Annotated in this window: 24 protein-coding genes; 23 read left to right on the plus strand and 1 reads right to left on the minus strand. The window is 51.3% G+C overall.

The annotated features are described in order from the left end of the window. Nucleotides 1–35: 35 nt before the first annotated feature. A complete protein-coding gene (locus MUB23_RS08960) occupies nt 36–950 on the minus strand; it encodes a LysR family transcriptional regulator (RefSeq protein WP_244800136.1) in 915 nt (304 codons plus the stop codon). Nucleotides 951–1132: 182 nt separating this feature from the next. Between MUB23_RS08960 and MUB23_RS08965 the strand changes: the two genes are divergently transcribed. From MUB23_RS08965 to MUB23_RS09075, 23 genes are all read left to right on the plus strand, one after another. Continuing rightward, nucleotides 1133–2758, plus strand: coding sequence for an FAD-dependent oxidoreductase (locus MUB23_RS08965; protein ID WP_244800138.1), 1626 nt, complete (start codon nt 1133–1135; stop codon nt 2756–2758). A gap of 232 nt (nt 2759–2990) precedes the next feature. Continuing rightward, nucleotides 2991–3935, plus strand: coding sequence for a 4Fe-4S binding protein (locus tag MUB23_RS08970; RefSeq protein WP_244800139.1), 945 nt, complete (start codon nt 2991–2993; stop codon nt 3933–3935). A gap of 226 nt (nt 3936–4161) precedes the next feature. Next, nucleotides 4162–5592 (plus strand): polysaccharide deacetylase family protein, encoded by a 1431-nt coding sequence (locus MUB23_RS08975; RefSeq protein ID WP_244800141.1) that lies wholly within the window; start codon nt 4162–4164, stop codon nt 5590–5592. Between the two features lie 466 nt (nt 5593–6058). Then, nucleotides 6059–6559 carry a TRAP transporter small permease gene (locus MUB23_RS08980; RefSeq protein ID WP_244800143.1) on the plus strand — a complete coding sequence of 167 codons (501 nt, stop codon included), beginning with the start codon at nt 6059–6061 and terminating at the stop codon, nt 6557–6559. A 20-nt stretch (nt 6560–6579) separates the two neighbouring features. Beyond that, nucleotides 6580–7869, plus strand: coding sequence for a TRAP transporter large permease (locus MUB23_RS08985; protein ID WP_244800144.1), 1290 nt, complete (start codon nt 6580–6582; stop codon nt 7867–7869). A gap of 85 nt (nt 7870–7954) precedes the next feature. Next, on the plus strand, nt 7955–9118 hold the full coding sequence (locus MUB23_RS08990; protein ID WP_244800145.1) for a TRAP transporter substrate-binding protein: 1164 nt from the start codon (nt 7955–7957) through the stop codon (nt 9116–9118). Nucleotides 9119–9225: 107 nt separating this feature from the next. Continuing rightward, a complete protein-coding gene (locus MUB23_RS08995; protein WP_244800147.1) occupies nt 9226–9729 on the plus strand; it encodes a hypothetical protein in 504 nt (167 codons plus the stop codon). 12 nt (nt 9730–9741) lie between these two features. After that, nucleotides 9742–10656 carry an AEC family transporter gene (locus MUB23_RS09000; protein ID WP_244800149.1) on the plus strand — a complete coding sequence of 305 codons (915 nt, stop codon included), beginning with the start codon at nt 9742–9744 and terminating at the stop codon, nt 10654–10656. A 110-nt stretch (nt 10657–10766) separates the two neighbouring features. Next, the gene (locus MUB23_RS09005) at nt 10767–13040 is read left to right on the plus strand and encodes a helix-turn-helix transcriptional regulator (RefSeq protein ID WP_244800151.1); all 2274 of its coding nucleotides are present in this window, start codon (nt 10767–10769) and stop codon (nt 13038–13040) included. Then, entirely contained in the window at nt 13024–14076 is a 1053-nt protein-coding gene (locus tag MUB23_RS09010; protein ID WP_244800153.1) for a TRAP transporter substrate-binding protein, read from the plus strand. Before MUB23_RS09005 ends, MUB23_RS09010 begins: the two co-directional genes overlap by 17 nt. A gap of 458 nt (nt 14077–14534) precedes the next feature. Next, nucleotides 14535–15377: a sulfide/dihydroorotate dehydrogenase-like FAD/NAD-binding protein gene (locus MUB23_RS09015; protein WP_244800155.1), complete on the plus strand. Its 843-nt coding sequence runs from the start codon at nt 14535–14537 to the stop codon at nt 15375–15377. Nucleotides 15378–15379: 2 nt separating this feature from the next. Beyond that, the gene (gene gltA, locus MUB23_RS09020) at nt 15380–16774 is read left to right on the plus strand and encodes an NADPH-dependent glutamate synthase (RefSeq protein ID WP_244800157.1); all 1395 of its coding nucleotides are present in this window, start codon (nt 15380–15382) and stop codon (nt 16772–16774) included. 392 nt (nt 16775–17166) lie between these two features. Further along, on the plus strand, nt 17167–18516 hold the full coding sequence (locus MUB23_RS09025) for an ABC transporter substrate-binding protein (RefSeq protein ID WP_244800159.1): 1350 nt from the start codon (nt 17167–17169) through the stop codon (nt 18514–18516). A gap of 76 nt (nt 18517–18592) precedes the next feature. Beyond that, nucleotides 18593–19444, plus strand: a complete 852-nt coding sequence (locus tag MUB23_RS09030; RefSeq protein WP_244800161.1) for a branched-chain amino acid ABC transporter permease — start codon at nt 18593–18595, stop codon at nt 19442–19444. Further along, entirely contained in the window at nt 19438–20481 is a 1044-nt protein-coding gene (locus MUB23_RS09035; RefSeq protein ID WP_244800162.1) for a branched-chain amino acid ABC transporter permease, read from the plus strand. Before MUB23_RS09030 ends, MUB23_RS09035 begins: the two co-directional genes overlap by 7 nt. Then, complete coding sequence (locus MUB23_RS09040) at nt 20456–21205, plus strand: ABC transporter ATP-binding protein (protein WP_244800164.1); 750 nt, start codon at nt 20456–20458, stop codon at nt 21203–21205. Before MUB23_RS09035 ends, MUB23_RS09040 begins: the two co-directional genes overlap by 26 nt. Further along, nucleotides 21183–21887 carry an ABC transporter ATP-binding protein gene (locus MUB23_RS09045; RefSeq protein WP_244800166.1) on the plus strand — a complete coding sequence of 235 codons (705 nt, stop codon included), beginning with the start codon at nt 21183–21185 and terminating at the stop codon, nt 21885–21887. The genes MUB23_RS09040 and MUB23_RS09045 overlap by 23 nt, the downstream gene beginning before the upstream one ends. Before the next feature lie 173 nt (nt 21888–22060). Beyond that, entirely contained in the window at nt 22061–22945 is an 885-nt protein-coding gene (locus tag MUB23_RS09050; RefSeq protein ID WP_244800168.1) for a LysR family transcriptional regulator, read from the plus strand. A gap of 10 nt (nt 22946–22955) precedes the next feature. Then, nucleotides 22956–24350 (plus strand): MFS transporter, encoded by a 1395-nt coding sequence (locus tag MUB23_RS09055; RefSeq protein WP_244800171.1) that lies wholly within the window; start codon nt 22956–22958, stop codon nt 24348–24350. Next, complete coding sequence (locus MUB23_RS09060) at nt 24350–25105, plus strand: YlmH/Sll1252 family protein (protein ID WP_244800172.1); 756 nt, start codon at nt 24350–24352, stop codon at nt 25103–25105. Before MUB23_RS09055 ends, MUB23_RS09060 begins: the two co-directional genes overlap by 1 nt. A 113-nt stretch (nt 25106–25218) precedes the next feature. Then, nucleotides 25219–26004, plus strand: a complete 786-nt coding sequence (locus MUB23_RS09065) for a peptidoglycan recognition protein family protein (RefSeq protein WP_244800173.1) — start codon at nt 25219–25221, stop codon at nt 26002–26004. 8 nt (nt 26005–26012) lie between these two features. Next, nucleotides 26013–26219 carry a DUF1858 domain-containing protein gene (locus MUB23_RS09070; protein WP_244800174.1) on the plus strand — a complete coding sequence of 69 codons (207 nt, stop codon included), beginning with the start codon at nt 26013–26015 and terminating at the stop codon, nt 26217–26219. A gap of 132 nt (nt 26220–26351) precedes the next feature. After that, the gene (locus MUB23_RS09075) at nt 26352–26732 is read left to right on the plus strand and encodes a hypothetical protein (protein WP_244800175.1); all 381 of its coding nucleotides are present in this window, start codon (nt 26352–26354) and stop codon (nt 26730–26732) included. The last annotated feature ends 180 nt before the right edge of the window (nt 26733–26912 follow it).

Here is a 26912-nt window from a genome sequence, read left to right on the forward strand (position 1 = left end):
GGCGCCTGGCTTATCCCAGGTGCCGGCGGCATATTTTAATGAATAAGGGAGGGCAGCAGCTCTAAAATATCGCTGTCCTCGTATGCCTTCACGGTCTCGATGAACTGTTCCATATCCGGGGAGAGATATTTATATTTATGGCGGACCAGGCTGAAACTCCGGTTCCAGACGCCTCCTTTGACCGGCACCACCCGGATCGCTCCGGCGCGGATTTCTTCCTCCACGAGGCGGATCGAGATCACGGAAAGCCCCAAATGGTTCATCACCGCGCGCTTGATGGTTCCCGCGTTTGTGCATTCCCAGCGGATGTCCAGCGTATACCCTCTCTCGGACATGAAATTTTCAAACAGAGAGCGGGTGCCGCTGCCCTGCTCCCGAAGGATAAAGGGCTCGGCCGCAATCTCACCCAGAGAGACTTCCTGACGCTTGGAAAAGGGATGATCCTTGCCGCACACCAGCACCAGGAAATCTCGTATGACCGGTTCCGAAATCAAGTCGGAACTTTGAACATTTCCTTCCACCAGCGCAATATCCAGCTCGGCGTTCAGGAGTTTTTCCTCGATGGCGTGGGTATTATTGACATAGATACGGAGATCTGCACTGGGATAAGACTCCCGAAACTGGCGGAGGATTTTGTGAATCACACAGTCGCCGATGGTGACCGTGGCCCCGACATGGACTGGGAGAGTCTGCATGGACGAAAGCATGGTATCATTCAGCTTGTGATAGGCGGCCAGCACGTCCTTAGCGTTCTGGAGCAATAATTTCCCAGCCTCGGTCAGATAAAGGCCTCTGGGATAGCGTTCAAACAGCTTGGTCTGGTAGTATTTCTCCAGCTCTGCGATGGACTGGCTGACAGTCGGCTGGGAGATAAAAAGATGAGAAGCCGCCAGGCTCATTTTCCCGCAGACGGCAACTTCCACAAATATTTGCAGATGACGAAGGGTCATATTGTCTCCTTAAATCCATATGATGGGATGTATTAGTGTTTACTTATAGACACGATTCGATAATACTATTTTACGGACCAAAAAGCAAGTATTATAATTATAATGAAAACTTAGAACGAAAGAGCTTTTCCCTATGGCGGCTAAAAGAGAGAAAAGTTCCAAAAGAAATGAGGAGGAGCAACATGAAAGTATTGATCATCGGCGGAGTGGCGGCCGGAACCAAGACTGCTGCGAAGCTGAAACGCGAACATCGGGAATATGAGGTAACCATCCTGACCAAGGGAGAGGATATCTCTTACGCGGGCTGCGGGCTGCCTTACTATGTCGGCGACGTGATTCATGAGAAAAGCGAGCTGATTGTAAATACGCCGGAATCCTTTGCGGGCCTGACTGGTGTGGACGTGAAAACCCGTACGGAAGTAACCAAGCTGAACCGGGAGGCAAAGACCGTTCTGGCCAAGGACCTTGCGACCGGCGAGGAGAAAGAATACGCCTATGATAAGCTGGTCATTGCCGTCGGCGCGGATCCGGTCAAGCCGCCGTTGCCGGGCCTGGATCTGGAAGGCGTGTATTTCATGAGGACTCCCACGGATGCGATTGTTCTCAGAGAGGCCATTGAAGCCGGGAAGGTAAAGCGCGTGGTGATTGTAGGCGGCGGCTTCATCGGACTGGAAGTGGCGGAGAACCTGCAGGCCCAGGGCGCCAAAGTTTCGATCATCGACATGGCTCCTCAGGTGCTGCCCGGTTTTGATCCGGAAGTGGCCGAGTATGTGGAAAATTATCTGGCCGACCGCGGGATTATGGCGTTTACGAATACCAAGCTGGCCGGTGTGGAAGGTGAGAACGGCCATGTAACCAAGGTGCTTACCGAAAAACGCGGCATGAAGGCCGATACGGTGATCCTTTCCATGGGGATTCGCCCGAACACAGCATTCCTTGCCGACAGCGGCCTGGAAATGTTTAAAGGCACCCTGGCGGTGGATGAGCATCTTCAGACCAATGATCCGGATATCTACGCCGTAGGCGACTGTGCCTTTACCTGTAACCGCCAGACCGGAAAGAAGGCCTGGTCCCCGCTGGGATCCTCGGCCAATATGGAAGGCCGTGTGGCCGCCCGTGTGATTTCCGGAGATGACGTTTCCTATACCGGCGTGTTCGGCACCAGCGTCGCTCAGCTGCCCGGCTTAAATGTTGGACGGACCGGCCTGACCGAGACAGCGGCGAAGGAGATGGGGATCGAGGCGGAGAGCGCGGTTTTGATCACCGACGATAAGGCGCATTATTTCCCCGGCGCCAGCACTTTTATCATTAAGCTGATTGCCGAGAAGGGTACGAAGAAACTGCTGGGCGTTCAGGTCGTAGGCGCAGGCGCTGTGGATAAGGTGGTCGATATCTGTGTGATGGCGATTGCCATGAAGGCAACCTTGCAGGATATGGAAAATCTGGACTTTGCTTACGCGCCGCCTTTCTCCACGGCGATTCATCCGCTGGTCAATGCGGTGAATGTGCTGCTGAATAAGATGGAAGGCCGCCTTGTATCCATCACTCCGGCGCAGTATAAAGCCGGCGCGGCGGAAGGTTATAAAGTGATGGACGTCTCCCTGAGCCCGTCGGTCGACGGCGCTCCGTACGTGGATCTGACGAAGATCGAAGGCGAGGTTCCTGGTTTTGCCAAGGACGATAAGATCCTGGTGGTATGCAACAAGGGAAAACGGGCTTATCTGACCCAGAACCGCCTGAAATTCTACGGCTATACCAATACGGTGGTGCTGGAAGGCGGAACGATCTTTACGGAAGTAAAAGCATAATTTTCATTCCTTTTGCTGAGGAAGTGCTTTTTGGAGGCATTTCCTCAGCATAGTATCCATTAAAAAACGAGTAAAAAAGGCGAAGCATTGGGTTTTCTGATCCATGTGATTGGATAATCCAACTTTACCAATGGGTAAACTTCGGCTATAATAGTCAAAGAATTAACAATACCTGCCGCCTCCGGCAGGAAAGAAATAAGAAAAAATAACAAAGACAAGGAAGGAAGCAGACATGGCAATAAGCGCAGAAGATATCAAAAGAGTCAAAGGAATGGGATTTCTGAACAACAAGGGGACCGACAATTTTTCCGGCCGGATTATCACGGTAAACGGAAAGATTACGGCGGAGCAGAACCAGTGTATCGCGGAGGCAGCCGCGAAATACGGAAATGGTACGGTAGCTCTGACGACGCGTCTGACTATTGAAGTACCAGGAATTCCCTACGAGAAGATTGAGGAATTCCAGCAATACATAGCTAAAACCGGCCTGGTAACCGGCGGAACCGGATCAAAGGTCCGCCCGGTCGTATCCTGTAAGGGAACCACCTGCCAGTATGGCCTGATCGACACCTTTGCTTTGTCGGAGGAGATTCATCATCGCTTTTATGAGGGGTACCGCGGCGTCCTGCTCCCTCATAAGTTCAAAATCGCAGTGGGCGGATGTCCGAACAACTGTGTGAAGCCGGATCTGAATGATCTGGGGGTGATCGGACAGCTGATCCCGAACTATGATGAAGATTCCTGCAATGGCTGCCGGAAATGTTCCGTTGAAGAGATTTGTCCGATCGGCGCAGCCAAAATGGAGGACGGCCTGCTTCAGATCGATCGGGATGCCTGTAACAACTGCGGGCGCTGCGTAGGAAAATGCAACTTTGATGCGATCGAGGACGGTGTGCTCGGCTATAAGATTTATCTGGGCGGACGTTGGGGGAAACGCGTCACGGTTGGCCGGGCGATGTCCAAAATATTTGCGGATAAGGAAGAAGTGATGAGCATCATCGAAAAAACGCTGCTGCTGTTCCGCGAGCAGGGAAAGACCGGGGAGCGTTTTGGAGACACGGTTGCGCGTCTTGGCTTTGAAAATGTGGAGGCGCAGCTGCTGAGCGATGAGATTCTCGGCAGAAAGCAGGAGATCCTGGATGCGAAGCTGCATTTGGTGGGAGGCGCTACCTGCTGATTGGAACGATTTTTTTACGCCGCCGCAGAGAGATCTGCGGCGGTTTTCCTTTTCCGGGCAAAACCTTGGGCCGGAGAGGAGCGGAGTAAGAATTTCGACTGGTTTTCTATGGAATTTGTAAGGGATTTCTGTATTTATTAAGATTTCCTCCCTTGATTCTCCTATCCCGCAATGTTAGAATGATAGAAATGGAAAACCAGTTAGAGAAATACAAGGGGGATTTCAAATGGAAGATTATAGGGGAAGAAATCGAGATACCCGGCGTAGGGCGAGACACCGCCGGGCGATTCGAAACAGAATTATTCTGACGGTTCTGCTGCTGATTTTATTGGTAGTTGCAGTGGTCCTTGGAAAAAAGTTTTTAGACGGTGATTTTAATAAGAAGGAAAACACGACCTTCCCGGCCGGTACGACCGCGCCTGCGGAAGGCGGGGACAATACCGGGGAGAGTTCTCAGCCGGAGACCACTGCCGGAGCCGTGACCGATCAGGGAACCGCATTGACACAAGCGGCTGCGCTGGCGGCGTCCTACGACTATGACGGCGCGATCGACCTGTTAAAATCGGTTTCCGGCTATGAATCCAACTCGGAGATCACGGCGGCAATCAGCGGCTATGAGGAGACGAAGAAATCCCTGGTGGCTGCCGATATCACACAGATTCCGCATATCTTTTTCCACTCCTTGATCGTGGACACAGACAAGGCCTTTGGATCGGAAAAGGCAGACGCCTACAATCAGGTGATGACAACCGTGGACGAGTTTGACCAGATCATGCAGCAGATGTATGAAAAGGGATATGTGCTGGTGAAGATCCATGACATGGCCTCCAAGCAGGACGGAGAGATGAAGAAGGGAACGATTCTTCTCCCGGCCGGCAAGAAGCCGTTTGTGCTGTCCGTGGATGATGTTTCTTATTATGAGTATATGAAGGGGCATGGCTTTGCCAACCGGATTGTGATCGGCGAGGACGGCTATCCGACCTGTGAGATGGATATGGATGACGGCAGCGTTCAGACCGGAGCCTTTGACGTGGTTCCCCGGTTGGAGGAATTCATCAAGGCTCATCCCGATTTTTCCTACAAGGGAGCCCGCGGCATTGTGGCCCTGACCGGTTATGACGGAATTCTCGGCTATCGGACCGCGCCGAAATACGGAGATCCCAGCAGCGACAGCTACAAGGCGGAATACGCCAGCATCGACGTGGATTCCGAGCGGGAGAAGGCAAAAGCCGTGGCCGCCCGGATGGAAGAGCTCGGCTGGGAATTCGCCTCCCACAGTTGGGGACACAAGGACATGGGGCAGGCCACCATGGAGCACATGAAGACCGATATGCAGAAATGGCTGGACCAGGTGAATCCGCTGCTCGGCGGCGATACAGATATCCTGATCTTCCCGAAGGGAACGGATATTGGAAGCTGGCGGGGGTATGATGACAATGAAAAGTATGATTATCTTGCCAGCGTTGGTTTTGACTATTACTGTAACGTAGACAGCAACCAGCCTTGGGTTCAGTGTACCTCCAAGTACCTGCGCCAGGGACGGATCAATGCCGATGGATTTGAAATGTACTACCATGCGGATAAGCTGAGCCAGTTCTTTGACGCAGCCACCGTCTTTGATAAAGCAAGACCGACACCGGTCAAACAAATGGGCTGATCCGGCCAAACGTTCGGATAGACAAAAAGCCTCCGCATGGAATATGCCATGCGGAGGTCTTTTTATTTGATAGGAAATTCTTTTTTACTATAAATTTGCTGGGATGCCTTTTTGCGCGGCCAAAAATGTTGTTATTTTTTTAACTTGAACGCAAACCGTCGGTTTATTGTGCGCTCCCAGTTCTATCCAAAAAGAACTTATTTTTTTCTCTCAATCGCTTTCTCCACCCTGATTTCCTCTTCAAAATGAACATTTTTTAATAGAACGAACAAAAATTAATGGATTCTTATGATTTGTTCATCATGTGAAAAGTTTCCTCTTTGGCTTTTTGTTAAAATGTGTTATGTTATGACCATCCTGATACCGCGGATGAATGCGCATATATAAATATCAAATATTTCTTTTTGATATTTGTGAAAGCACAGTGCGGTGGATTCCGATAGGAGAAAGAATAAGGAGGAGAAAGATGAAAGTATTCAAATGGATCGAAGAAAATCTGGAAGAATTCATTATGTGTATTCTTCTGATTGCCATGGCCTGTATCATGATGATTCAGGTTATCGCACGATTCGTATTCAGCAACTCGCTGGGCTGGTCGGAGGAGTTGACCCGTTATCTGTTCGTATGGTCGACCTTCCTGTCTATCAGCTACTGTGTCCGGAAGAATTTGACAATCCGGATCGATATGATTGTGGAGGCATTGCCCAAAGCTGTCAAGAAAATCTTCTATGTTGTAGTGGATTTGATTCAGTTGGTGATGTTCGCTTACCTGGTACAGCCTTCCTTTACTTATTTACAAAGAACGATCGAGAACAACCAGGTCAGCACGGCTATGGGAATTCCGATGCAAGTGATTTATGTAGCTCCTTTAATCGGATTTATTTTGGCGGTGATCCGCTGCATCCAGGACGTTTACTTCCAGTTTACCGGCAAGGGTTCCCAGAAGCCGGCTCCGGAAGAAGCCTAAGAGAGAAAGGAGATAGATAAATGTCACCAGCAATTGTATTTATTGTCTTTGTAATTTGTCTGTTTGGGGCCATCCCGATTTCCTCGTCCATTACCATCGCTTCGATTCTTCCGGGATTTGAAAACGCAAAGCTGTTTTCCCTGACGAACCTGATCCGTGGTATGGTGGAAGGCGTCGACAGTTTCACCTTGTTGGCCATCCCGATGTTCATCCTTTCCGGTATTCTGATGGCGCGGGGCGGCGTTTCCAAAAAGCTGTTTGAAGTTTTTTCCTTCTTCTTAGGAAAGGTTCCCGGCGGAATGCCTTGTGCGGTTATTGTTACCTGCTTGTTCTACGGCGCTATTTCCGGTTCTGCTCCGGCTACCGTGGCTGCCGTAGGAAGCATGACGATCCCGGTTCTGGTAAACCTGGGTTATAAGAAAGACTTTTCCGTGGCTACCGTGGCGGTTGCCGGCAGCTTGGGCGTTATTATCCCGCCCAGTATCCCGATGGTTCTGTACGGCATGGCCAACCAGGAAGCTTCGGTCGGCGATATGTTTACCGCAGGTATTGTACCTGGTTTCCTGATCGCCGGATGTTTGATGCTGTACGCCGTGTTCTATTGCGTAAAGTTTGGTGAGGACAAGGAGAAGATCAACCAGGAAGTTGGCGCATTACATAAGAGAGGCTTCATTAAGATTTTCTGGGGCAGCTTCCCGGCCATCCTTTCCCCGGTTATCATCCTGGGAAGTATCTACGGCGGCATTGCCTCCCCTACCGAGGCGGCTACGATTTCCGTGTTCTATGCTTTGATCGTTGCCATGTTCATTTACCGGACCCTGAAGCCGAAGGATCTGTGGCCGATTTTTGTTGAGACGGTCCGCACCTATGGTCCTCTGCTGTTTATCCTGAGTTCCGCCAGCGCGTTTGCCAAGGTTTTGGCTCTGCTGAAAGTGCCGGCAATCGTAAATGACTTCTTTACGAGCACGTTCTCCAGCTCCTTCGTGATTATCCTGGTTGTCAACATCTTCCTGCTGTTTGTCGGCATGGTGATGGACGGCGGCCCGGCGATCCTGCTGCTGACCCCGATTCTGTGGCCGATCATGAAGAACTGCGGTATGAACCCGATCCACTTTGGTATCAACATGGTAGTAAACCTGGCAATCGGATTTGTTACCCCCCCGATCGGTATCAACCTATTTGTCGCGAGCCGGTTGGTCGATATGCCGGTTATGACAATAGCAAAGAACGCATTGCCATATATTATCCTGTTCCTGATTGCACTGGTACTGATCGTGGCGATCCCTCAGATCTCCCTGTGCCTGCTGTAAGGAAAACTGTTCTGGTATGATCCGGGCCGGTTTCGGCCGGTCCGGTACATATAAAAAATCATTTTTTCAAGGAGGAAGAAAAAAAATGAAAAAGATTGTAGCAATGGCTATGGCTGCTATGATGGCTGTTTCCATGACGGCCTGCGGCAGCGGCAATGACACGACGACTACGGCTGCACCGGGAACCACCGCTGCAGAGGCCACGACCGCTGCGGAAGGAACCACTGCGGCAGAAGCTACCACCGCTGCCGGAGCCACGACTGCCGCTGCCGGAACGACTGCTGCCGGCGGAGCTGCCGCGACTGATTATACGTTTGACCTTGCAAATGTCAACGAGCAGGCTTGGACGCTGGGTACCGACAGTGTAGAAGACGCTGTAACCCACCTGTTTGCAAAAGAGTTCGAGAGACTGCTGGAAGAGTACAGCGAAGGCAAAATTGACCTGGAAGTATATCCGAACGCTCAGATCGGAAATGATAAGTCCCTGCTGGAGTCCGTAAAGGCTCAGGACGGCGGCGCAAACTTCCTGGTACAGACCACTGCTCCGGAAGTTGCTTTCATGCCCAAGCTGGCTGTATTTGATATCCCTTGTGCATTTGCCACCATCGACGAGTTCCGTGCTGCCATTGATAACCAGGCATTCATGGATCAGGTTGACGCCGTTTACAACGAAGGCGGCTACAAGCTGCTGGGCTTTGCGGATCAGGGCTTCCGTGTTATGACCGCAAACAAAGAGATCAAGACCATCGATGATTTCTCCGGTATCAAGATTCGTACCATGGACAACAAGTACCATATGGCATTCTGGACCGCCATCGGTGCAAACCCGACTCCGATGACCTTCTCTGAGGTTTACACCAGCCTGCAGACCAAGGCTCTGGATGCTCAGGAGAACCCTTATGAGGTAGTTGCCGGTTCCAAGTTCTACGAAGTGCAGAGCCACGTAATCAACACCAACCATGTGCCTCACACCCTGGCTCTGATCACTGGTACCGCTCTGTGGGATACCCTGAATGAGGATGAGCAGAATTTGGTTATGAAGGCTGCCAGCGAAGCAAAGGTATATGCTCGTCAGCAGGCTGATGACCGTGTAGATCAGCGTGTGGAAGTAATCACCGGCGGCGGCGCTACGATCGTTGACCTGTCCGAGGATCTTCGTCAGCAGATGATCGAGAAGTCTCAGGGCGTTTACGAGGAGATCAAGGGTGTTGTCGGCGACGACCTGTACAATGCTTACCTTGGCAAATAATTGACTCGGATTTAAAACTGTGATATTCTTTGGGGAGGGCAGAAGCATCTGCCCTCCCTATTTCAATAGGAACGTGCTGATTACACAAGAAAGGAATTTCTCATCCCATGGGTAAGGAAACAAAGACGGTATTTCCGATTGAAGATCGGTACCAAAGAAAACTGGTCAAAGATATTTATTTAAATATCATCATCATACTTGTTTTTTACGCCACCTTTAATCTCTTATTTAAAGATCATCCGCGTTATCAGAATTTGATTAAGTATCTGCTGATTGTTATTTTTATTTTGGCAGGCGTGCTGATCATCTTCTCCGATATGCTGCGGATCCGTAAATTCCAGGCGATTTGCTACCGGATTAAAGCGGACGGGCTGGAGTACTGTGATGGGAAGAGAACGAAAAAGTACCGCTGGGATTCTTTTCAGAAGGTCATGTACGATCCCAACAAGATTTCTCTGACTTATCCCTGCTGTTTTTATACCAAGGAGGGAAACTTCTTTCTTCACAGGCGTATCGCAGATCCGGATCTTTTGATTCCCGCCATTATCGCACACGTTAAAGACTATGCGAAAATTGACCCGGAAATCCCGAAGACGCTCCTGCCGAAGTAAGGGGTGCGGGAAATGGAAATATTGACAAAAATGCTGTCCCTTTTGGGACCGCTTGCTCTCGGCTATTTTTTGAAAAAGGTTCACTTCTTCGGTGAGACGGACTACCGCCTGTTGGGAAAAATTGCTCTGAATATCACATTGCCGGCCGCGGTGATCTGTTCTTTTGCCAATTTCGAGTTGGACTACTCGCTGCTGAGTATTGTTCTGATCGCTTTTTTGTCCAACTGGGCCGGCCTGCTGTTTACTTATTTTACGACCGGGAAAGACCGGAACGACCGAAAACTCCGGTCTTTAAAAATGATCTGTGCTTCCAGTTTCAATATGGGAAATTTCTTGATTCCCTTTGTCCAGCAGTTATTGGGCGGAAGCGGCGTGGCGCTGACCGCGCTGTTTGACTCCGGGAACACCGTGATGGCTACCGGAGGCGTCTATATTTTTACCACCAGCGTGATCAAAGCGGAGGGGGAGAAGGTTACGGTGAAGGACATCTTCCGGAAACTTTTTCATTCCGTGACGATCCTGACCTATCTGACCTTGATTATTTTGGCTTTGTTCGGGATCCGTCCGCCGGAGGCGCTGGTGACGGTGGCTCAGCCCACAGGGAATGCCAATGCGTTTGTATCCATGTTTATGATCGGCCTGATGTTTGAGATCCGATTTGACAAAGCATACATCAAGGCGGCTTTTGGGATTCTCTGGAGAAAATATATTTGCGCGCTTTTACTCGCGTTGGTTTTCTATTTTCTGCTGCCCTTTGATGGCCTGACCAGACAGGTTCTGGTGATGTGCGCGTTTGCCCCGATTCCCAGTATCGCAGGCATTTATACCGAGCAGATCCAGGGCGATGTGGGACTGGCCAGCTTCACGACCTCGCTTTCCTTCCTGATCAGCTGCGGTATTATGGTAGTCCTGATGGCAATGTTGTAGATTGGATTTCAATTGCTGAAATAGGGAAACAAAACACGCAGGGATGATTTCTTCCTTGCGTTTTTTGTGCCTGGGCTTTATAATAAATAGATATGAAACGGGGAGGTAGCATGGGAAAAAATCGAAAAATGCCGTTGTTTGTGAACGCGTTTCACAGAAAGAGTATTTTTTATAAGACTTTTGGGATGCTGTCTATTCTGTCGGTAGTTACTGTTCTAATGTTTGCCCTTTTTATCAATCAGTTGGTGGTCCGCACGCAAAAGGACCGGATCGACGATTTGAATCTGACTCAGCTGCGCCGGATCGGGGATGATGTGGACACGCGGCTTCAAAATATTGCTCAGAATATGGAACAGAGTCTCTGGTCCAGTGATTTCATTTCTCTGATGGTGAATCCTTATAATAAAGACTCGGATCGTTCTTTCCGGATTGTGGATCAACTGGCCGGGTATGTGACGGGAAATGCTTTGATCGAGCAGGCGTTTCTCTATCTTCCCGCATCCGAGGAGGTTTTTGGTTCCGACGGAAACTATCTTCCCTTGGACAGTTTTTCCGACCAGAATGCGATTCGGTTGTATTTGGACAACCATGACCGGGAGCGGAAGAGCCAGGGGGACACAGAGTGGAAAATCTTTTCCTATGAGGATCACCTCTATGTGGCTGTGGATTTCTGCGTACCCAATTTTATCGGAGCTATTTTCGCCCAGCTGAACACAGATCAGCTCTACACGGTGATTCAGTCGGAGGGAGCTGAGGCGGTCGTGCAGGTGTTTGACGGCGGAGGGAATACGTTGTTTGCCGGGAAGAAGGGGCAGCAGGAGGGCGTGTCTTTTGAGGAACTGTCCGGGGATAATTGGTACCGGTATCAATCGCCGGTGACCGAGTGGACTTACCTGCTTCCGGTGGGAAGCGAGGGGCTGACCAGCAACCTGCTCCCTGCGGTCGGGATCGGCCTGCCGTTCTTGTTGGCATACGCCCTGTTCAGCCAGTTGTTTTCCGTCTATATTACCCGCAGCATCTATCAGCCGATCAACCGGCTGATGCAGATGACGGCCGGGCATCAGGATTTGGAAGGGATGCCGGCGGATAAGGTGCGGAATGAGACAGATTATCTGGAACTGGCCTACGCAAACCTGGTGGGAGAAAACATGCAGCACCGCCAGTTGATGCAGTCGGTGTCCCAGGATATCATGGAGCAGATGTTCCGGAAGATTTTGCAGCGCAAGGAGATCACAAAGGAGCAGATCAAGAATACACTGGAAGGAATCGGGATGTCCGATTTTATTACCGGCCGGTATCTGGTACTTGCCGGGGCGCTGGTTCTGCCGAAAGACCGGGAGCTGACCATGGTGGAGACCAATCTGTATCAGAGGAGTATCGTTGGTATCTTAAGTGAAATGGAGCCCAAAGAAGGGCGGCTGTTTCCCTTCTATATGGAGAAGGATATTTTGGCGGTGATCTGCTGTTTCCATGAAGAGATTTCCGTCATCCAGGTAAAACAGCAGGTCCGGGAACTGATCGGGCGGGTGGAAAACCAGACCGAGGCACTGCCTTATGAGGTTTTGTTTGGAAAAGGGAAAGTGTACAGCGACATGCTCTCCCTGTCCTACTCATTCCAGGAAGCCGTGGCAGAGGTGAGATACCGCCGGTACATGGCGGAAGACCCGGAAAACGAAAACATTGTGGATTTCGGCCAGAAATATTACCGGGACCGGGGCACTCAGATCGCCGAAATGGTGGAGAAGAGCGGAAAGGATGAATCGGAAAAGGCGGCGGAAAACCTGATCCAGGAGATCGGAGAAGGGGAAGAGCCGGGGGACTGCCTGCCTTATTATGAGTTGATTATGGAGATTATGCTGGAAAAGCTGGCCGCCTGTCATGTCATGGATGGGGAGAAAAAGGAAGAAAGTTTTTCTGAATGTCCGGAGCGGCTCCGGCAGATCGGCGACGTGCGGGAGATGGAACAGTTTATGCGCGATTTTTATCGCAGAGCCATTCACGTCATCCAGACCGGAAGCAAGAAAAACCGTTACAAATATGTGGAGGCGGCGAAGGATTATATTGCTTCCCATTATTCGGACGGGAATTTGTCCTTGAATGAAGTCAGCGAGGCCATCGGAATTTCCTCGCCTTACCTGAGCGGGATTTTTACCGAGGTGAATAAAGGAGGTTTTTCTTCCTATTTAAATGCGTTTCGTGTCGAACAGGCCAAACAGTTTTTGAAGGAAGCCGAGGAGAGTGTGGCTGAGATCGGTTACAAGTGTGGATTTAATTCAGCCCAGAGTTTCAGCCGGGTATTTAAGAAGCATACGGGATTTACTCCGGGCCAATACCGGGAGCGCCAGAAGGAAGGGGGAGAGGGAAATAGTGAAACGCATTCTTAGCATCGCCCTTGTACTGTTGCTCGGCCTGGCCGGATGCAGTGGGCCGATGGAGGAAATAACGACGGAGGCCCCGACCGAAGCGCCGGAGACGGATTCCGTCCGTCTGGTCATGGCGACTTCCGCCAACTGGACCGGCGTCCTTCGGGGGGAAGTGTTTGAACAGTGCTGCGATGCCCTGGAGGAATGGTCCGGCGGGAAACTGACCATGGACATGTACGATGCGGCTAAATTGGGCGGCGATATCGAGCTCATTGAGGGTGTAAAACTAGGGACGTTGAACATTGTCAACACGGTGCCGGCCTATCAAAAGGAGGCTGTGGCAGAAGCGGCGCTCCTGGATGCGCCGGGGATTTTTTCCAGCGTGGAGCAGTACAATCAGATGATGGACGACGGGTATCTGGAAATCATGCAGGAATATTACCGGGATGCCGGTCTGGAACTTTTAGAAAGCTATGCCCTGTCCTTCCGCCAGCTGAGCAGCAACAAGCCTGTGTACACGATGGAGGATTTTAAAAACCTGCGGATTCGGACGATGGAAAGCCCTTACCAGTCTCTGTATTGGTCTTCTTTGGGCGCCGTTGCCATGCCGCTTCCCTACAGCGAGGTCTATATCGCCCTCCGCCAGGGAACCGTGGACGCCCAGGAGAATCCGTTGTACAATTTGGTCTCCAAGCGGTTCTATGAGGTTCAGAAATACCTGATCTTGACCAACCATGTGCCGATGGTCACCAACTATGTAATGAATAAAGAGCAGTATGACGCGCTGTCTGAGGAGAATAAAGATCTTTTGGCGCGCTTTATGAGCAAGCTGAAAGAGGAGGATATCCGAATGATGCCCCAGGAAGACGCCAAGCAGTTGCAGCAGCTTCAGGAGGAATGGGGGATGGAAGTGATTGTGCCGTCCAATGACCTTTTGGAGCAGATGCGTTCCGGAAATGCGGATCTGTTGGATCAGCTGCGGGCGGATCTGGGGGTGGAAAAAGTCAACGACTTCTTGGCTGCGGCGGAGAAGGCGAGAATCGAGGTCAGCCGGTGAATGTTCCGTGACGGTGCGATAGCCCGGCGAAAAAATGGTAAAACAGGCCGTTTTCCAGGTATTTTTCCGGAGAGCTCCTGTTTTTCCTGCATTTAGAACAATTTTACACTGTGGAATTCTTTTTCAAGAAAAACCGTGATGTTCGATTAACAAAATAAAGTCTGACTGAGTTCCATGGAGTTAGAAGGTGCTTATAAATACATAATTAATATAAAAATATATAGAAATATTTATAAAAGATAGGGGATCTGCAATGGAAAACTTGTTAATTCTGTAACAGGGAAGCCTGTTAACCCGGAAAAAGCAAGGAAAACATAAGGTTTGGGGATACAATATATACCGTTGACAAATAAGGATTTTTCCTTCAAATTTTATTTTACAAATATGATCAACTTTGTTATAATACAGAAAACAGCGTTGCTGAGAGCTGTGTAAACTCAGAGAAAGGTATGGTGGATATGTACAAGATTTTACGAAAAGCTGAGCTGAATCCTACGGTGACCCTGATGGATATCGAGGCTCCCCATGTTGCCCGGAAAGCAGAACCCGGTCAGTTTATCATCTTGCGCGTGGATGAGAACGGCGAGAGGATCCCGCTGACGATAGCGGATTATGACAGGGAAAAAGGGGTCGTTACGATTATTTATCAGATTGTCGGAGCTACAACGGCAAAGCTGAACCACAAAGAGGCCGGCGATTATATTCAGGATTTTGTGGGACCGCTCGGTACTCCGTCCCATCTGGAGGGATTGAAGAAAGTTGCGGTTGTCGGCGGCGGCGTCGGCTGCGCGATTGCGTATCCGGTTGCGAAAAAGCTCCACAGCATGGGCTGTGAGGTACATACGATCGTTGGTTTCCGCAGCAAAGATATTGTGATTTTAGAAGATGAGTTCAAAGCTGTCAGCGATAAAATGATCATGATGACGGACGACGGAACCTACGGCGTCAAGGGACTGGTTACTCAGGGACTGGAGGAACTGATTCTGGCCGGTGAGAAGTACGACGAGGTCATTGCCATCGGACCGGTTATCATGATGAAATTTGTTTGCCAGGTTACCAAGAAATATGACATCAAGACCGTGATTTCCATGAATCCGATCATGATTGACGGTACGGGTATGTGCGGCGGCTGCCGTCTGACCGTGGGCGGCGAAACCAAATTCGCCTGCGTGGACGGCCCGGAATTCGACGGACACCAGGTAGACTTCGCAGAGGCAATGTCCCGCGGCGCGATGTATAAGCCGTTCGAGAAGGAAAGATACGATGAAACCTGCAATCTGTTTAAGAAGGAGGTTCAGTAATCATGGCAAACATGTCTCTTGTTAAAAATAAAATGCCGGAGCAAGATCCGAATGTCAGAAATAAAAATTTCAATGAAGTAGCGCTGGGATATACCGCAGAACAGGCGGTCGATGAAGCGCAGCGCTGCCTGCACTGCAAGAAGAAACCTTGCGTACAGGGATGTCCGGTTAACATTAAGATTCCTGAGTTCATCGCCAAAGTGGCGGAAGGAGATTTTGAGGGCGCTTACCAGGTCATCAATGAGGACAGCTCCCTGCCCGCCGTCTGCGGCCGTGTCTGCCCCCAGGAAAGCCAGTGTGAGAAGTACTGTGTCCGCGGCGTAAAAGGCGAGCCGGTTGCCATCGGCCGTCTGGAGCGTTTTGTGGCGGATTATCATAACGCGAACTGCTCTGAGGCTCCGGCGAAACCGGAACAAAACGGCCACAAGGTTGCCATCGTCGGCGCCGGCCCGGCCGGACTTACCTGCGCCGGTGATCTGGCGAAGATGGGCTATGCAGTAACGATCTATGAAGCGCTGCATCTGGCTGGCGGCGTGCTGGTATATGGTATTCCGGAGTTCCGTCTTCCGAAGGCCATCGTCCAGAAGGAAGTCGATACTTTGAAGGAGCTGGGCGTAAAGGTTGAGACCAATATGGTGGTCGGCCGTTCCATCTCTGTAGACGAGCTGATGGAAGAAGAGGGCTTCGAGGCTGTATTCATCGGGTCCGGCGCGGGACTTCCGAGCTTCATGAAGATTCCGGGCGAAAACTTAAAGGCAGTATACTCGGCCAATGAATTCCTGACCCGCGTAAACCTGATGAAGGCTTACAAGGATGGAAGCGATACGCCGGTCATGCACGCGAAGAGAGTTGCGGTAGTTGGCGGCGGAAACGTGGCCATGGACGCCGCCCGTTCGGCCAAGCGTCTGGGCGCGGAGGAAGTTTATATCGTATACCGCCGTTCTGAGGCAGAGCTTCCGGCCCGTGCCGAGGAAGTGGAGCACGCGAAGGAAGAGGGAATTATCTTCAAACTCCTGACTGCTCCGACTGAGATCATCGGAAATGACGAAGGCTTTGTGGCAGGCATGAACTGTATTCAGATGGAGCTGGGAGAGCCCGATGCCTCCGGCAGACGCCGTCCGGTAAAGATCGACGGATCGGATTTTAAACTGGATGTCGACTGTGTAATCATGGCCATCGGAACCTCGCCGAACCCTCTGATCCGCAACACGACCAAGGGTCTGGAGACCAACCGTCACGGCTGTATCGTGACCAACGGCGACGACGGGCTGACCAGCCGCGAGGGCGTATATGCCGGCGGCGACGCGGTGACCGGCGCGGCTACGGTTATCCTGGCCATGGGCGCAGGAAAATCGGCTGCCGCTGCCATTGATCAGTATATTAAAGGAAAGAAATAAGGTGCCTTGGTAGGATTTACTGAGAAATTTTATCATGCTTAGGGAAGAGTCTGTGCGGCTCTTCCCTTTTTGTTGTTCAGACAAGGAGCGTCCGCAGTTTGAGCCCTGCCGCCAAAGAAGACAGTTAATTTACCAGGAAGAAGACCGGAAGGTTCGGTATGGAAACCATTGGATTTCCAAAAGGGAGCTTTGAAAAACAAGAATAGCGGGAGTTAACTTGAGAAAAGTAAGGGGGATGGTTTTGCGTGCGAAAAAATTGATGATACCATTAGTTTATTTGGAATATGTTTGAAAAAGAAACTGTGATAAACTCTAAATATCGAAAACCTAATCTTTTTAATATAAAATTAAAAAAATAGGTTGGGATCGAAAAAAAATCAGGGAGGTAAAGTATGAAAAGGAAAATGTTTGGCAAAGTTGTCTCAGTCTGTCTCTGTTTGGCAATGGTGTTCGCCTTCACTGCCTGTAGTTCAGAATCGGGGGCCACAACAGAAGCGCCCGCTTCCGGCTCCGAATCACAGGCGCCTGCCACGGATAATACGAAGGCGGAAGCCACGACGGCTGCCCCTGCTGCTGCCGGCGATACGATTGAAATCGGCGCCGTTTTACCTTTGACCGGATCGTCCACCGGCGAGTACCTGAAGGCAGCCATGGAAGTGGCCCAGGATATCATCAATAACTCCCATGATTTGGATTGGGATCTGGCAAAAAAGGAAGGAATCCTGGGCGGATCAAAGATCGAACTGGTTTTTGCGGACCACGAAGCCAACTCGGATAAAGCCACCACCGAAGCCAGCAAACTTTTGGACCAGGGCGTCGTAGCGATCACCGGCGCATACAACAGCGGATGCTCTGCGGCAGTGGCGAATGCAGCGCTGGAATACAACGTTCCGATGATCTGCGGTTCCTCCAGCTCCGCAGCTCTGACCGACGGGACCACCTACGCATTCGGCTCCATTTTTAACCGGGTAGCGGCTAATGATGAGCAGGAGTCCGACGAATTCTTCGAATACCTGACGTATCTCAATGAAAAGTACAATGCCGGCATTGAGAAGGTTGCCATTGCCTGGATCAATAATTCCTACGGCATCCACGCGGAAGAAATGTTTAAGAAATTTGCGGAACAGTATCACTTTGAGGTTGTGGAAAGCGTTTCCTACGATGCGTCCAGCACCTCCTTTGATACCGAGGCGGCAAAGATCAAAGAATCCGGCGCGCAGGTGGTCTTCCAGGCCTCCTACATCGGCGACCTGACTTCCTTTGCGAAAGCCTACAAGTCTCTGAATTTTGACCCGACGGCAATCATCTGTTACTGCGGCGGCTTCCAGGATGCTTCCTTTGCTGCGGTGGCGGCGGATCTCGGCACGGATACCTATGCCGGAGGCCAGGCCTGCACGGCCCAGCTTTCCAGCAAGATGGAGATTTTTTCCTATGTAAATGAGCTGTACAAGGCGAAAACCGGCCAGGACATCGACGGTCCGGCCCTCGAAGAATTTGCTTCCGTTATTGTAGCGGCCCAGGGAATTGAGAAGGCGGGCAGCACCGACGCCGACGCCATCATCAAAGCGCTGAAAGAAAATAAATTTGAAGCTCCGTATCTGATCACAGAAGAAATCCAGTTTGACGAAAATGGCCAGAACATTATCATGCCGGCCGTCGTCACACAGTTGATCCAAGGGAAGTATGAGGTGGTCTATCCGATCAACGATTACACCACGGCAGAACCCGTGCTGAATCCGTAAATTTAGCAAAGGGAGGCCGGAAAAGAACCGGCCTCCCTTTTTGGAACACAGGCTCTGTGAGGAACAGGAGGATTTTATGGGACAGATCATGATCAATGGGCTCATGAACGGTTTCGTCTATGCGCTGGTTGCCGTTGGCCTGACGCTCACCTGGGGAGTGATGGACATCGTCAATTTTGCCCATGGCGAGATGCTGCTCTGGGGCATGTATGCGGCATTCTGGATTTGGAGTCTCCTCTCCATTGACCCGATCCTATCTTTGCCGATCGTTATACTCCTTATTTTTATTCTGGGCGTGCTGATGTATTTCCTGGTCATCAAACGAGTGTTAAACGCCCCGCCTTTGACGGCGCTTTTGGCTACCTTTGGTCTCAGCATGGTTTTGAAAAATTTAACTCAGTTTTTCTGGACCGCCAACTACCGGAACATTACAAACCCCCTGGTCGGGAGCGACAGCATCCAGATCGGAGAACTGTTCATCCGGAAAGACTATATTGTGGCCGCCGTGGGATCCCTGCTGCTGACCTTTGTGGTCATCTGGTTCGTCAATAAGACGAAGACCGGCGTGGCAATCAAAGCCACCTCGATGAACAAAAGCGCGGCAAAACTGATGGGAATCAATACCAGCAAGATCTTTGCGATTACCTTTGGGCTTTCAGGAGCCTGCGTCGGTGCAGCCGCGGCCCTGATGTCCTCCTTTACCCCGATCTATCCGGAAGCCTGCGCGCTCTACAGTACGTTAGCCTTTGTCATTGTAGCGCTCGGCGGCTTCGGGAACATCAAGGGGGCCTTGTTCGCCGGTCTTTTGATCGGCCTTGCCGAGGCGGTGGGCGGATACCTGATCGGTACCTCGTTTAAGTATCTGGTGGTTTTCGTGATCTACCTTGTAGCCATTCAAATTCGTCCAAAGGGGTTGTTCGGATGGTAATGCTGAAAAAATACCGGTTTGCAATCGTAATCTTTGCTGCACTTTTCCTTATCCCTCTTACGATTGGAAACAATACGGATGTCCATAACGTGATCATTTATATGCTGATTTATGCCATGGCCGGGGAAGCCTGGAACCTGATCACCGGTTTTACCGGGCAGACTTCTTTCGGGCACGCCGCCTATTTTGGAATCGGCGCATATACTTCCACCGTCCTGCTGGAATATTTTCATATCACTCCCTGGGTCGGGATGTTTACAGGCGGGATCATTGCCGCGGCGCTGGCCTTTGTGATCAATTTTAAAATGTTCCGATTAAAGGGCCACTATTTCGCCATTGCAACGCTCTGTGTGGCGGAGATCCTCCGGGTGCTGTTCAGCAAGTGGAGTTACGTGGGCGCCGGCGACGGCATCGCGCTGACTCCCATCAATACGCTGGTGGAAGGATCCTCCAAGTCGGCCTGGGGAAAGATTGCCTGGCTGAGCCTGGACGTCAGAAACCGCATTCCGTTTTTGATCGTCACCCTGGCCGTATTTATCCTGGTCTTCATCCTCTGCCTGGCTTTGGAGCACTCCAAGCTTGGATTTTATTGGAAGGCGATCCGGGAGAGCCATGAGGTGGCGGAGTCGGTCGGCGTTAACCCGCGGAATTATAAGCTGGCCGCCATGTGCATCAGTGCATTCCTGGCCGCCGTCGGCGGTACCTTCTTCGCTCAGTTTTTCAAATACATCGATGCGGAGACCGTATTTCCCTTGAGCGTCTCCATGATCTTTGTACTGGTCACGGTTCTCGGCGGGATCGGGAACGTGTACGGCCCGATTATCGGTTCGGCAATCTATTACTCGCTGGAACTTTGGATGCGGCGGCTGACCGGAGGTTCCGGTTCCGGGCTGAATCTGATTATTTTCGGCCTGCTGATTGTGCTGGTCACTTGCTTTGAGCCTCAGGGGATCATCGGCGTGGCAAAGCGGATTCAAAGCCGGTTTACCCGGAAGAAGGAAGCGGGAGGTGATGGTAAGATTGAAACCCATTCTTGAGATTCGGAATATCACGAAAAAGTTTGGCAGCCTGGTGGCCAATGAGGACGTTTCCTTCACCGTCGGGGAAAAAGAGATTGTCAGCCTGATCGGACCGAACGGAGCCGGAAAAACCACCCTGTTCAACAGTATCGCGGGTTTTTATCCCCCCACCTCCGGAACCGTCTTGTTTCACGGAAAAGATATCACCGGGCTTCCGTCCTATAAGATCTGCAAGCTGGGGGTCACCAGAACCTTTCAGATTGTGCAGACGCTAAAAGAAATGACGGTGGAAGAAAATATCATGACCGGCGCCTTCCTCCACACCAACAGCGCGAAAAAGGCCAGAGAGGCGGCAGGGGAGATTCTGGAACTGACCGGTCTGACCGCCAAAAAAGATGTGCTGGGGGGAAGCCTGACCATCGTCGACAAAAAGCGGGTGGAAATCGCCCGCGCCCTGGCCACAAAGCCGGAGCTTTTGATGCTGGATGAATGTATGGCCGGTTTGAACCAGACGGAGATTAAAGACGTGATGCAGTTGTGTTTAACGCTGCGGGAGAAGGGGCTGTCCCTTTTGGTCGTAGAGCATATCATGGAAGCGATCATGCCGATCTCCGACAAGATTGTGGTTCTGAATGCAGGAAAGAAGATCGCAGAAGGCCTGCCGAAGGATATTGTAAACAACGAAGAGGTTATCAAAGCTTATTTGGGAGACAGATATCATGCTAAAAGTGGAAAATCTTAAATTGGGATATGACGGCGTACCGGTCATTTTCGATGTATCCCTGGAGGTGCATGAGAAGGAAATCGTCTCCATCGTCGGTTCCAACGGCGCAGGAAAATCAACGATTCTCCGGGGGCTTTCGGGCCTTCTCAAACCAATGGCCGGAACGATCACGTACATGGGGCAGAAAATCAATCAGGTGCCCGCCCACAAGCTGGTGGAGATGGGGATGGCCCATGTGCCGGAAGGACGCCAGCTCTTTGGGAAGCTGTCGGTAAAAGAAAATCTGATGATGGGCGCCTATGTGCTCAAAGACGAGGTGACCAAGAAAGACTGCCTGGAGCAGGTGTTTGAGCTGTTCCCCCGACTGAAAGAGCGGGAAAACCAGGCGGCGGAAACCTTCAGCGGCGGGGAGCAGCAGATGCTGGCGATCGCCAGAGGAATGATGAGCCGTCCCAAGCTTTTGATGATTGATGAGATGAGCCTGGGGCTGGCGCCGGTTCTGGTGGATAAGGTCATGGATTCTCTGAAAGTGATCAATTCCATCGGGATCACGGTACTGCTGGTGGAACAGAAGGTGCAGGAGGCGCTGGAATACGCTGACCGCGGCTATGTCCTCCAGAACGGAAGAATGGTCATCAGCGGCACCAACGAAGAGCTGCTGGCGTCCGACATTGTGAAAAAAGCTTACCTCGGCATGTAACGGCGGAGGATGAGCCATAGGCCGGAGATTCCCGAATGTGCGAGCAGCGGGATCTCCGGTTTTTCTTTGCCGGGATTGCGGATCAATCGTGCGGCTTATTACGGATTTACTTGAAATGATGGGGCAATTATGCCATAATAAATAGAAATAACGAGCGTTGTGGTGGGAAAGGTATGTCGATTGATAAATATCGGGTTTTGTTGAAAGTTTTAGAAACCAAGAGTATCCAGAAGGCGGCCAAGGCTCTGAATCAGGCTCCATCCACGGTCAGTTATGCGATCGCAAGCCTGGAGGATGAGCTGGGAATTCCGATTTTAACCCGCAGTCACCGCGGAGTTTATTTGACTGCCTATGGGGAGGAGATCCTGCCGAAGGTCCGGCAGCTGATGGATTGTCAAAAAGAGATTGAACTGCTGGCGGTCCAGTACCGGCGGTTTCATTCCGGCGTCCTGCATGTGGGAGGATCCCAGACTTTCCTGGCCCGCTATGTCGCGGATCTTTTGACGGCGCTGGGGGAATCCTGCGGAATCCAGGCGGAGCTGCAAATTCGTCCCTATCAGGAGATAGAAACCGATCTCTATAAAGGAAATCTGGACGTGGCCTTCCTTCCAAAGACCATTCTGCCGGACTTTAAATTCATTCCGCTGGTGGAAAACCACTTTGTCTTTATCTTGCCAGAGGATCATCCGCTGGCCGGCCGGGAGTCTGCGACGCTGGGAGAGGTAAAGGAAGAAAACATCATGGTGCCGGACTGGTTTTCTCACCACCCGGAGCTGAATTTCTGGCAGGAACTGCTGCAGAAAGAATTTCCGAGGGACCATCTTTATTCGGTGGACGATGTCAGCGCGACGATTTCTCTGGTTCAAAACCATTTCGGCGTGGGAATTTTGTTTGAATCGATTCTTCCCGCAGCGCGGGATTTTGTGACTTGCAGGGTAACGGGCGTGGATTCTTATCCGGTGGGAATGATGTTTTTAAATACCACTTTATCCCCGGCGATGCGCACATTTGTAAAATTCTCCAAGCAATATTTTCAGGAAAAAGGGCTGAAGCTGTAGGGAGGTGCCGATGGAAAAAAGAACGTCTACCATGAGCCGCGGGGAATTGGTTGGATACGGCTTCGGTGATTTGGCGGGCCAGCTGCTGATCAATTTTGTCAGTATGTTCTTTTTGATCTACTGCACGGATATTCTGATGATATCTGCCGAAGCGGCCGGACGGATTTTTTTATTTACCCGGATCAGCGACGCGGTGACCGACCTGATTATGGGGCGGGCGGCGGACCGGACGAGAACTCGCTTCGGGTGCTACCGGCCTTGGATTCTGGCCGGGATTCCGGTGGCGTCGATTTCCATTGTAATGATGTTTTCCCGCGCGGCGCTCCGGAAGGAGGAGGCGATTATCTGGATGGCTTCCTGGTATTTCATCTACAGCCTGGGCACGACCATGACGGGCGTTCCTTACGGGGCCCTGCCCAATGTGACCACGATGGACCGCCGGGAACGGACTTTGATGGGAGTCATCCGGGACTACGGGGCGAATTTGGCCGGATTTCTGATCAGCACCTTTGGAACGATTCTGGCGCTGACGTTCAGCGAAAATGAGCAGGCCCCGGACGCCGGCGGCTACCGGGCAACGGTACTCCTGGTGGCGGGTTTTGCTGTGATTGGCTATCTGGTTGTGTTCTTTACCCAGAAGGAGCGTTACCGGATGCCCCGAAATGATGCGGATGCCAAAGCGGCGCTCCACGCCTTTTTCAAAAATAAGCCTGCCATGTGCCTGATCGGGATTGCTCTGGTATTTTCTTTTTGTCTCAATTTCCGTACCGCCTGTACCAGTTATTTTTGCATTTATTATTTAAAGAAGACCGAGGCGATTTCCGTCCTGTTGTCAGTGGTATTTACCATGCCTTTATTCTTGCTGCCGCTGGTGCCGAAGATGATTCAATGGGTCGGAAAACGGAATATGCTGATGGTTTCGGGGGTTCTCCCGGTTTTTTCCGGGATCCTGGTCTTTGTCAGTGAGAAAAACATGGTTTGGCTGGTAGTTTCGTCTATTCTGCTTGGAATCGCTCTTAGCTGTGTCTTCGCCCTGGTATGGGCATCGATCCCGGAAGCGGCGGAATTCGGCGAGATTGAAACCGGCGTCTGTTGTCCCGGCGTCATCTATGCCATTGCTACCTTTGCGATCAAATGCGGAAGCGGATTTTCCGTTTATTTTGCCAGCCTCGTCATGGATTCGATCGGATACAATTACGCGCTGGAAGTTCAGTCGGTGGCGACGGAGCGTGGCTTTGCTTTTTGGTATGGGATTTTACCGGTGGTGGCCGGGATTTTGATGGTGTTCATTTCTGGGCGCTATCATCTCGATGAATCCACGGTTTTGAAGAATACGGAGAAAATCCGAAAGAAGCGCCTGACTGTCGTGGATGGCTATGTGCAGGCGGGTAAAGAAGGGGAATGATGGAAGAAGAACAAATTTTGCGAAAACGCTTTCTCGATTTAGCGGAAAAGGCGTACCGGCAGAACCTTTATTGCTACACCGGCTTTTTGTCGATGGCGGAGCAGAGCGTGCTTGGGGCCATGGGACGGGATCTGGCTTTTGTGGAAGTCCGTCTCTTCGGAGGCCGGGAGGGCTGCGACCGCCAGATGGCGGAATTTGGTTCGGAAAAGGATTTTGGCTACCCGGGAGAATTTCCGATCGCTCTCCTGCATGTCTCGCCAAAGCAGGAAAAGTTTGCGGATAAACTGACCCATCGGGATTTTTTAGGAGCCATCTTGAATCTGGGCCTGGAGCGGGATGTGATCGGGGATATCCTGGTGAGCGGCAAGGATGCCTATGTTTTTTGCTCGGAACAGATGGCCCCATTTCTATGCGAGAACCTGGACCGCGTCAAACATACGGCTGTGACCTGCGAACCGGCGGGCGAAATTCCGGAGGAGATTGCTGTGCGGAAGGAAGAACGCCTGCTGCTGACGGCTTCCGAGAGAGCGGACGCCGTGATCGCAGCTTTGTGCGGAAAGTCGCGGAGTCAGGTGGCGGAGATGTTTCGCAGAAAACTTATCTTTATTAATGGAAGAGAGGCGGAGAATTCCAGCTATTTCTTAAAACCCGGAGACAGGATTGCCGTGCGGGGATTTGGAAAAGCAGTCTATCAGGGAGTGGAAGGGGAGACAAAGAAGGGACGATGCCGTGTCCGAATGGAAGTGCTACTGTAATCTTAAGAAAATTGTAGGATTTTGTCCCAAATTCGGTTACAAGTCATTTACAAATTTTCTCTATACTGATTATGACAAAAGCAAACGGTTCATACGGGGAGTGTTGAGGCGGAATGAGCGAGAAGGTATGGAGGAATGAAGACGACGGGAAAAACAGCCAGGTACGGGAGAATAGTTGGGAACAGCGAGTGGAGAGCAAAAGGAAAAAACAGAAGCAGGAACGGCAGATCCGGGCCGCAGTCTATGCCGGAATTTTGCTCGTGGTTTTTCTGTTTGGCTTTGTGACCGGAAAGGGATGCCAGGGCGGGGCCGCGGAAGTACAGGCCGCCGGGGGGAAGATCCCTGATGTGGAAAAAAGTACGGTGGCCGTGAAGATGGGAGAGGTGCGAAAGCTGCCGGAATATGTGGACGAGCAGTACCTGACGGTCAATCCTCATTCCAGGCCGGGGAAAGCAACCGGCGACATCCATGCGGTGGTGATTCATTATGTGGGGAATCCGGGAACGACGGCGCAGCAGAACCGGGATTATTTTGAGGATTTGGCATCCGGGGAAGAGGATGTCTACATGAGCAGCAATTTTGTGATTGGGCTAAACGGGGAAGTGATTGCCTGCGTGCCCCTGGGGGAGGTGGCATACGCCTCCAACAACCGGAACAGCGATACGATTTCCATCGAGAACTGTCATCCGGACGAGACGGGAAAGTTCAACGACGCCACCTATCAGTCCTTGGTAAAGCTGACGGGCTGGCTCTGCCGCCAGTATCAGCTGGACCCGCAAAACGGCGGGGTGATCCGCCACCATGAGGTGACGGGGAAATGCTGCCCCAAGTATTTTGTGGAGCATGAGGAAGCGTGGAAACAGTTTTTGCAGGATGTAGATGCCTGGCTGAAGAAATGAGGTTGAGAATGAAAATAACAGAGAGAACAAAAATTTCGGAGCTGCTGCAGACGGATGAACGGGCGGCGCAGGTGCTGGCTTCTGTGGGGCTTTCCTGTGTCGGCTGCCTGACCGGCGGGGAGGAAACCTTGGCGGAAGCAGCGGCAGAGCACGGGATGGACCCGGTTCTTTTGGTAAGGAAGCTGAATCTGTACTTGAATGAAACCATTGAATAATACAACGGCTCCTGTAAATTCCGCTTGTAATTGCCGGCCGGAAGGGGTATACTGTTTTTATTCCCGGATGCGGTGCGGTTTTGGAATACCGGACGGTGATCCGGGAAAATAAGCGGGGAAGGAGGGAAAAGCATGGCCTTAAGCAGAGAGGATTTGGCGGCGATCTCCGAGGTGGTCCGGGAGCAGATTCAGGCGACAGTTCCTGGGATCGTGGACGACCGGATCCGGGCGATCGTACCTGGAATTGTGGACGACCGGATCGATGCCCGTGTGCCGGGGATGATCGAGGAGAAACTTCATCATTCGGAGAACCTGATTCTGGCTGAGGTGGACCGCGTCTGGGAGGTTGCCCAGGAAAACCGGCGGGAGATCAAGGAGCTCCGGGAGGATGTAAGAGTCTTGAAAGCCCGGAACGATATTCCGGATCTCTACGGTCTGGTGAATCACTTGGCAGGCCGGATGGACCGTTTGGAAGAGAAATTGACGGAGCATCTGGAAGAACAGGGAGCGTAGCTTAGGGGTGTGATATCATTATGTCAAGTCTTGGGGTGTAAGACCGCAGCGTCCGCTGGTAAGCGGAAGGGGCTGCGGTCTTTTTATTTCCCGGTGCGTGCGCCAAGCGCTTCCTTTCTTCTTGAATTTTTTTGCGGAAGGAGAAAATTTATAAAATTTCCATGAAAGGTGTTGACAAAG

Source organism: Cuneatibacter sp. NSJ-177 (genome assembly GCF_022867805.1).
Classification (GTDB): Bacteria; Bacillota; Clostridia; order Lachnospirales; family Lachnospiraceae; genus Pseudolachnospira.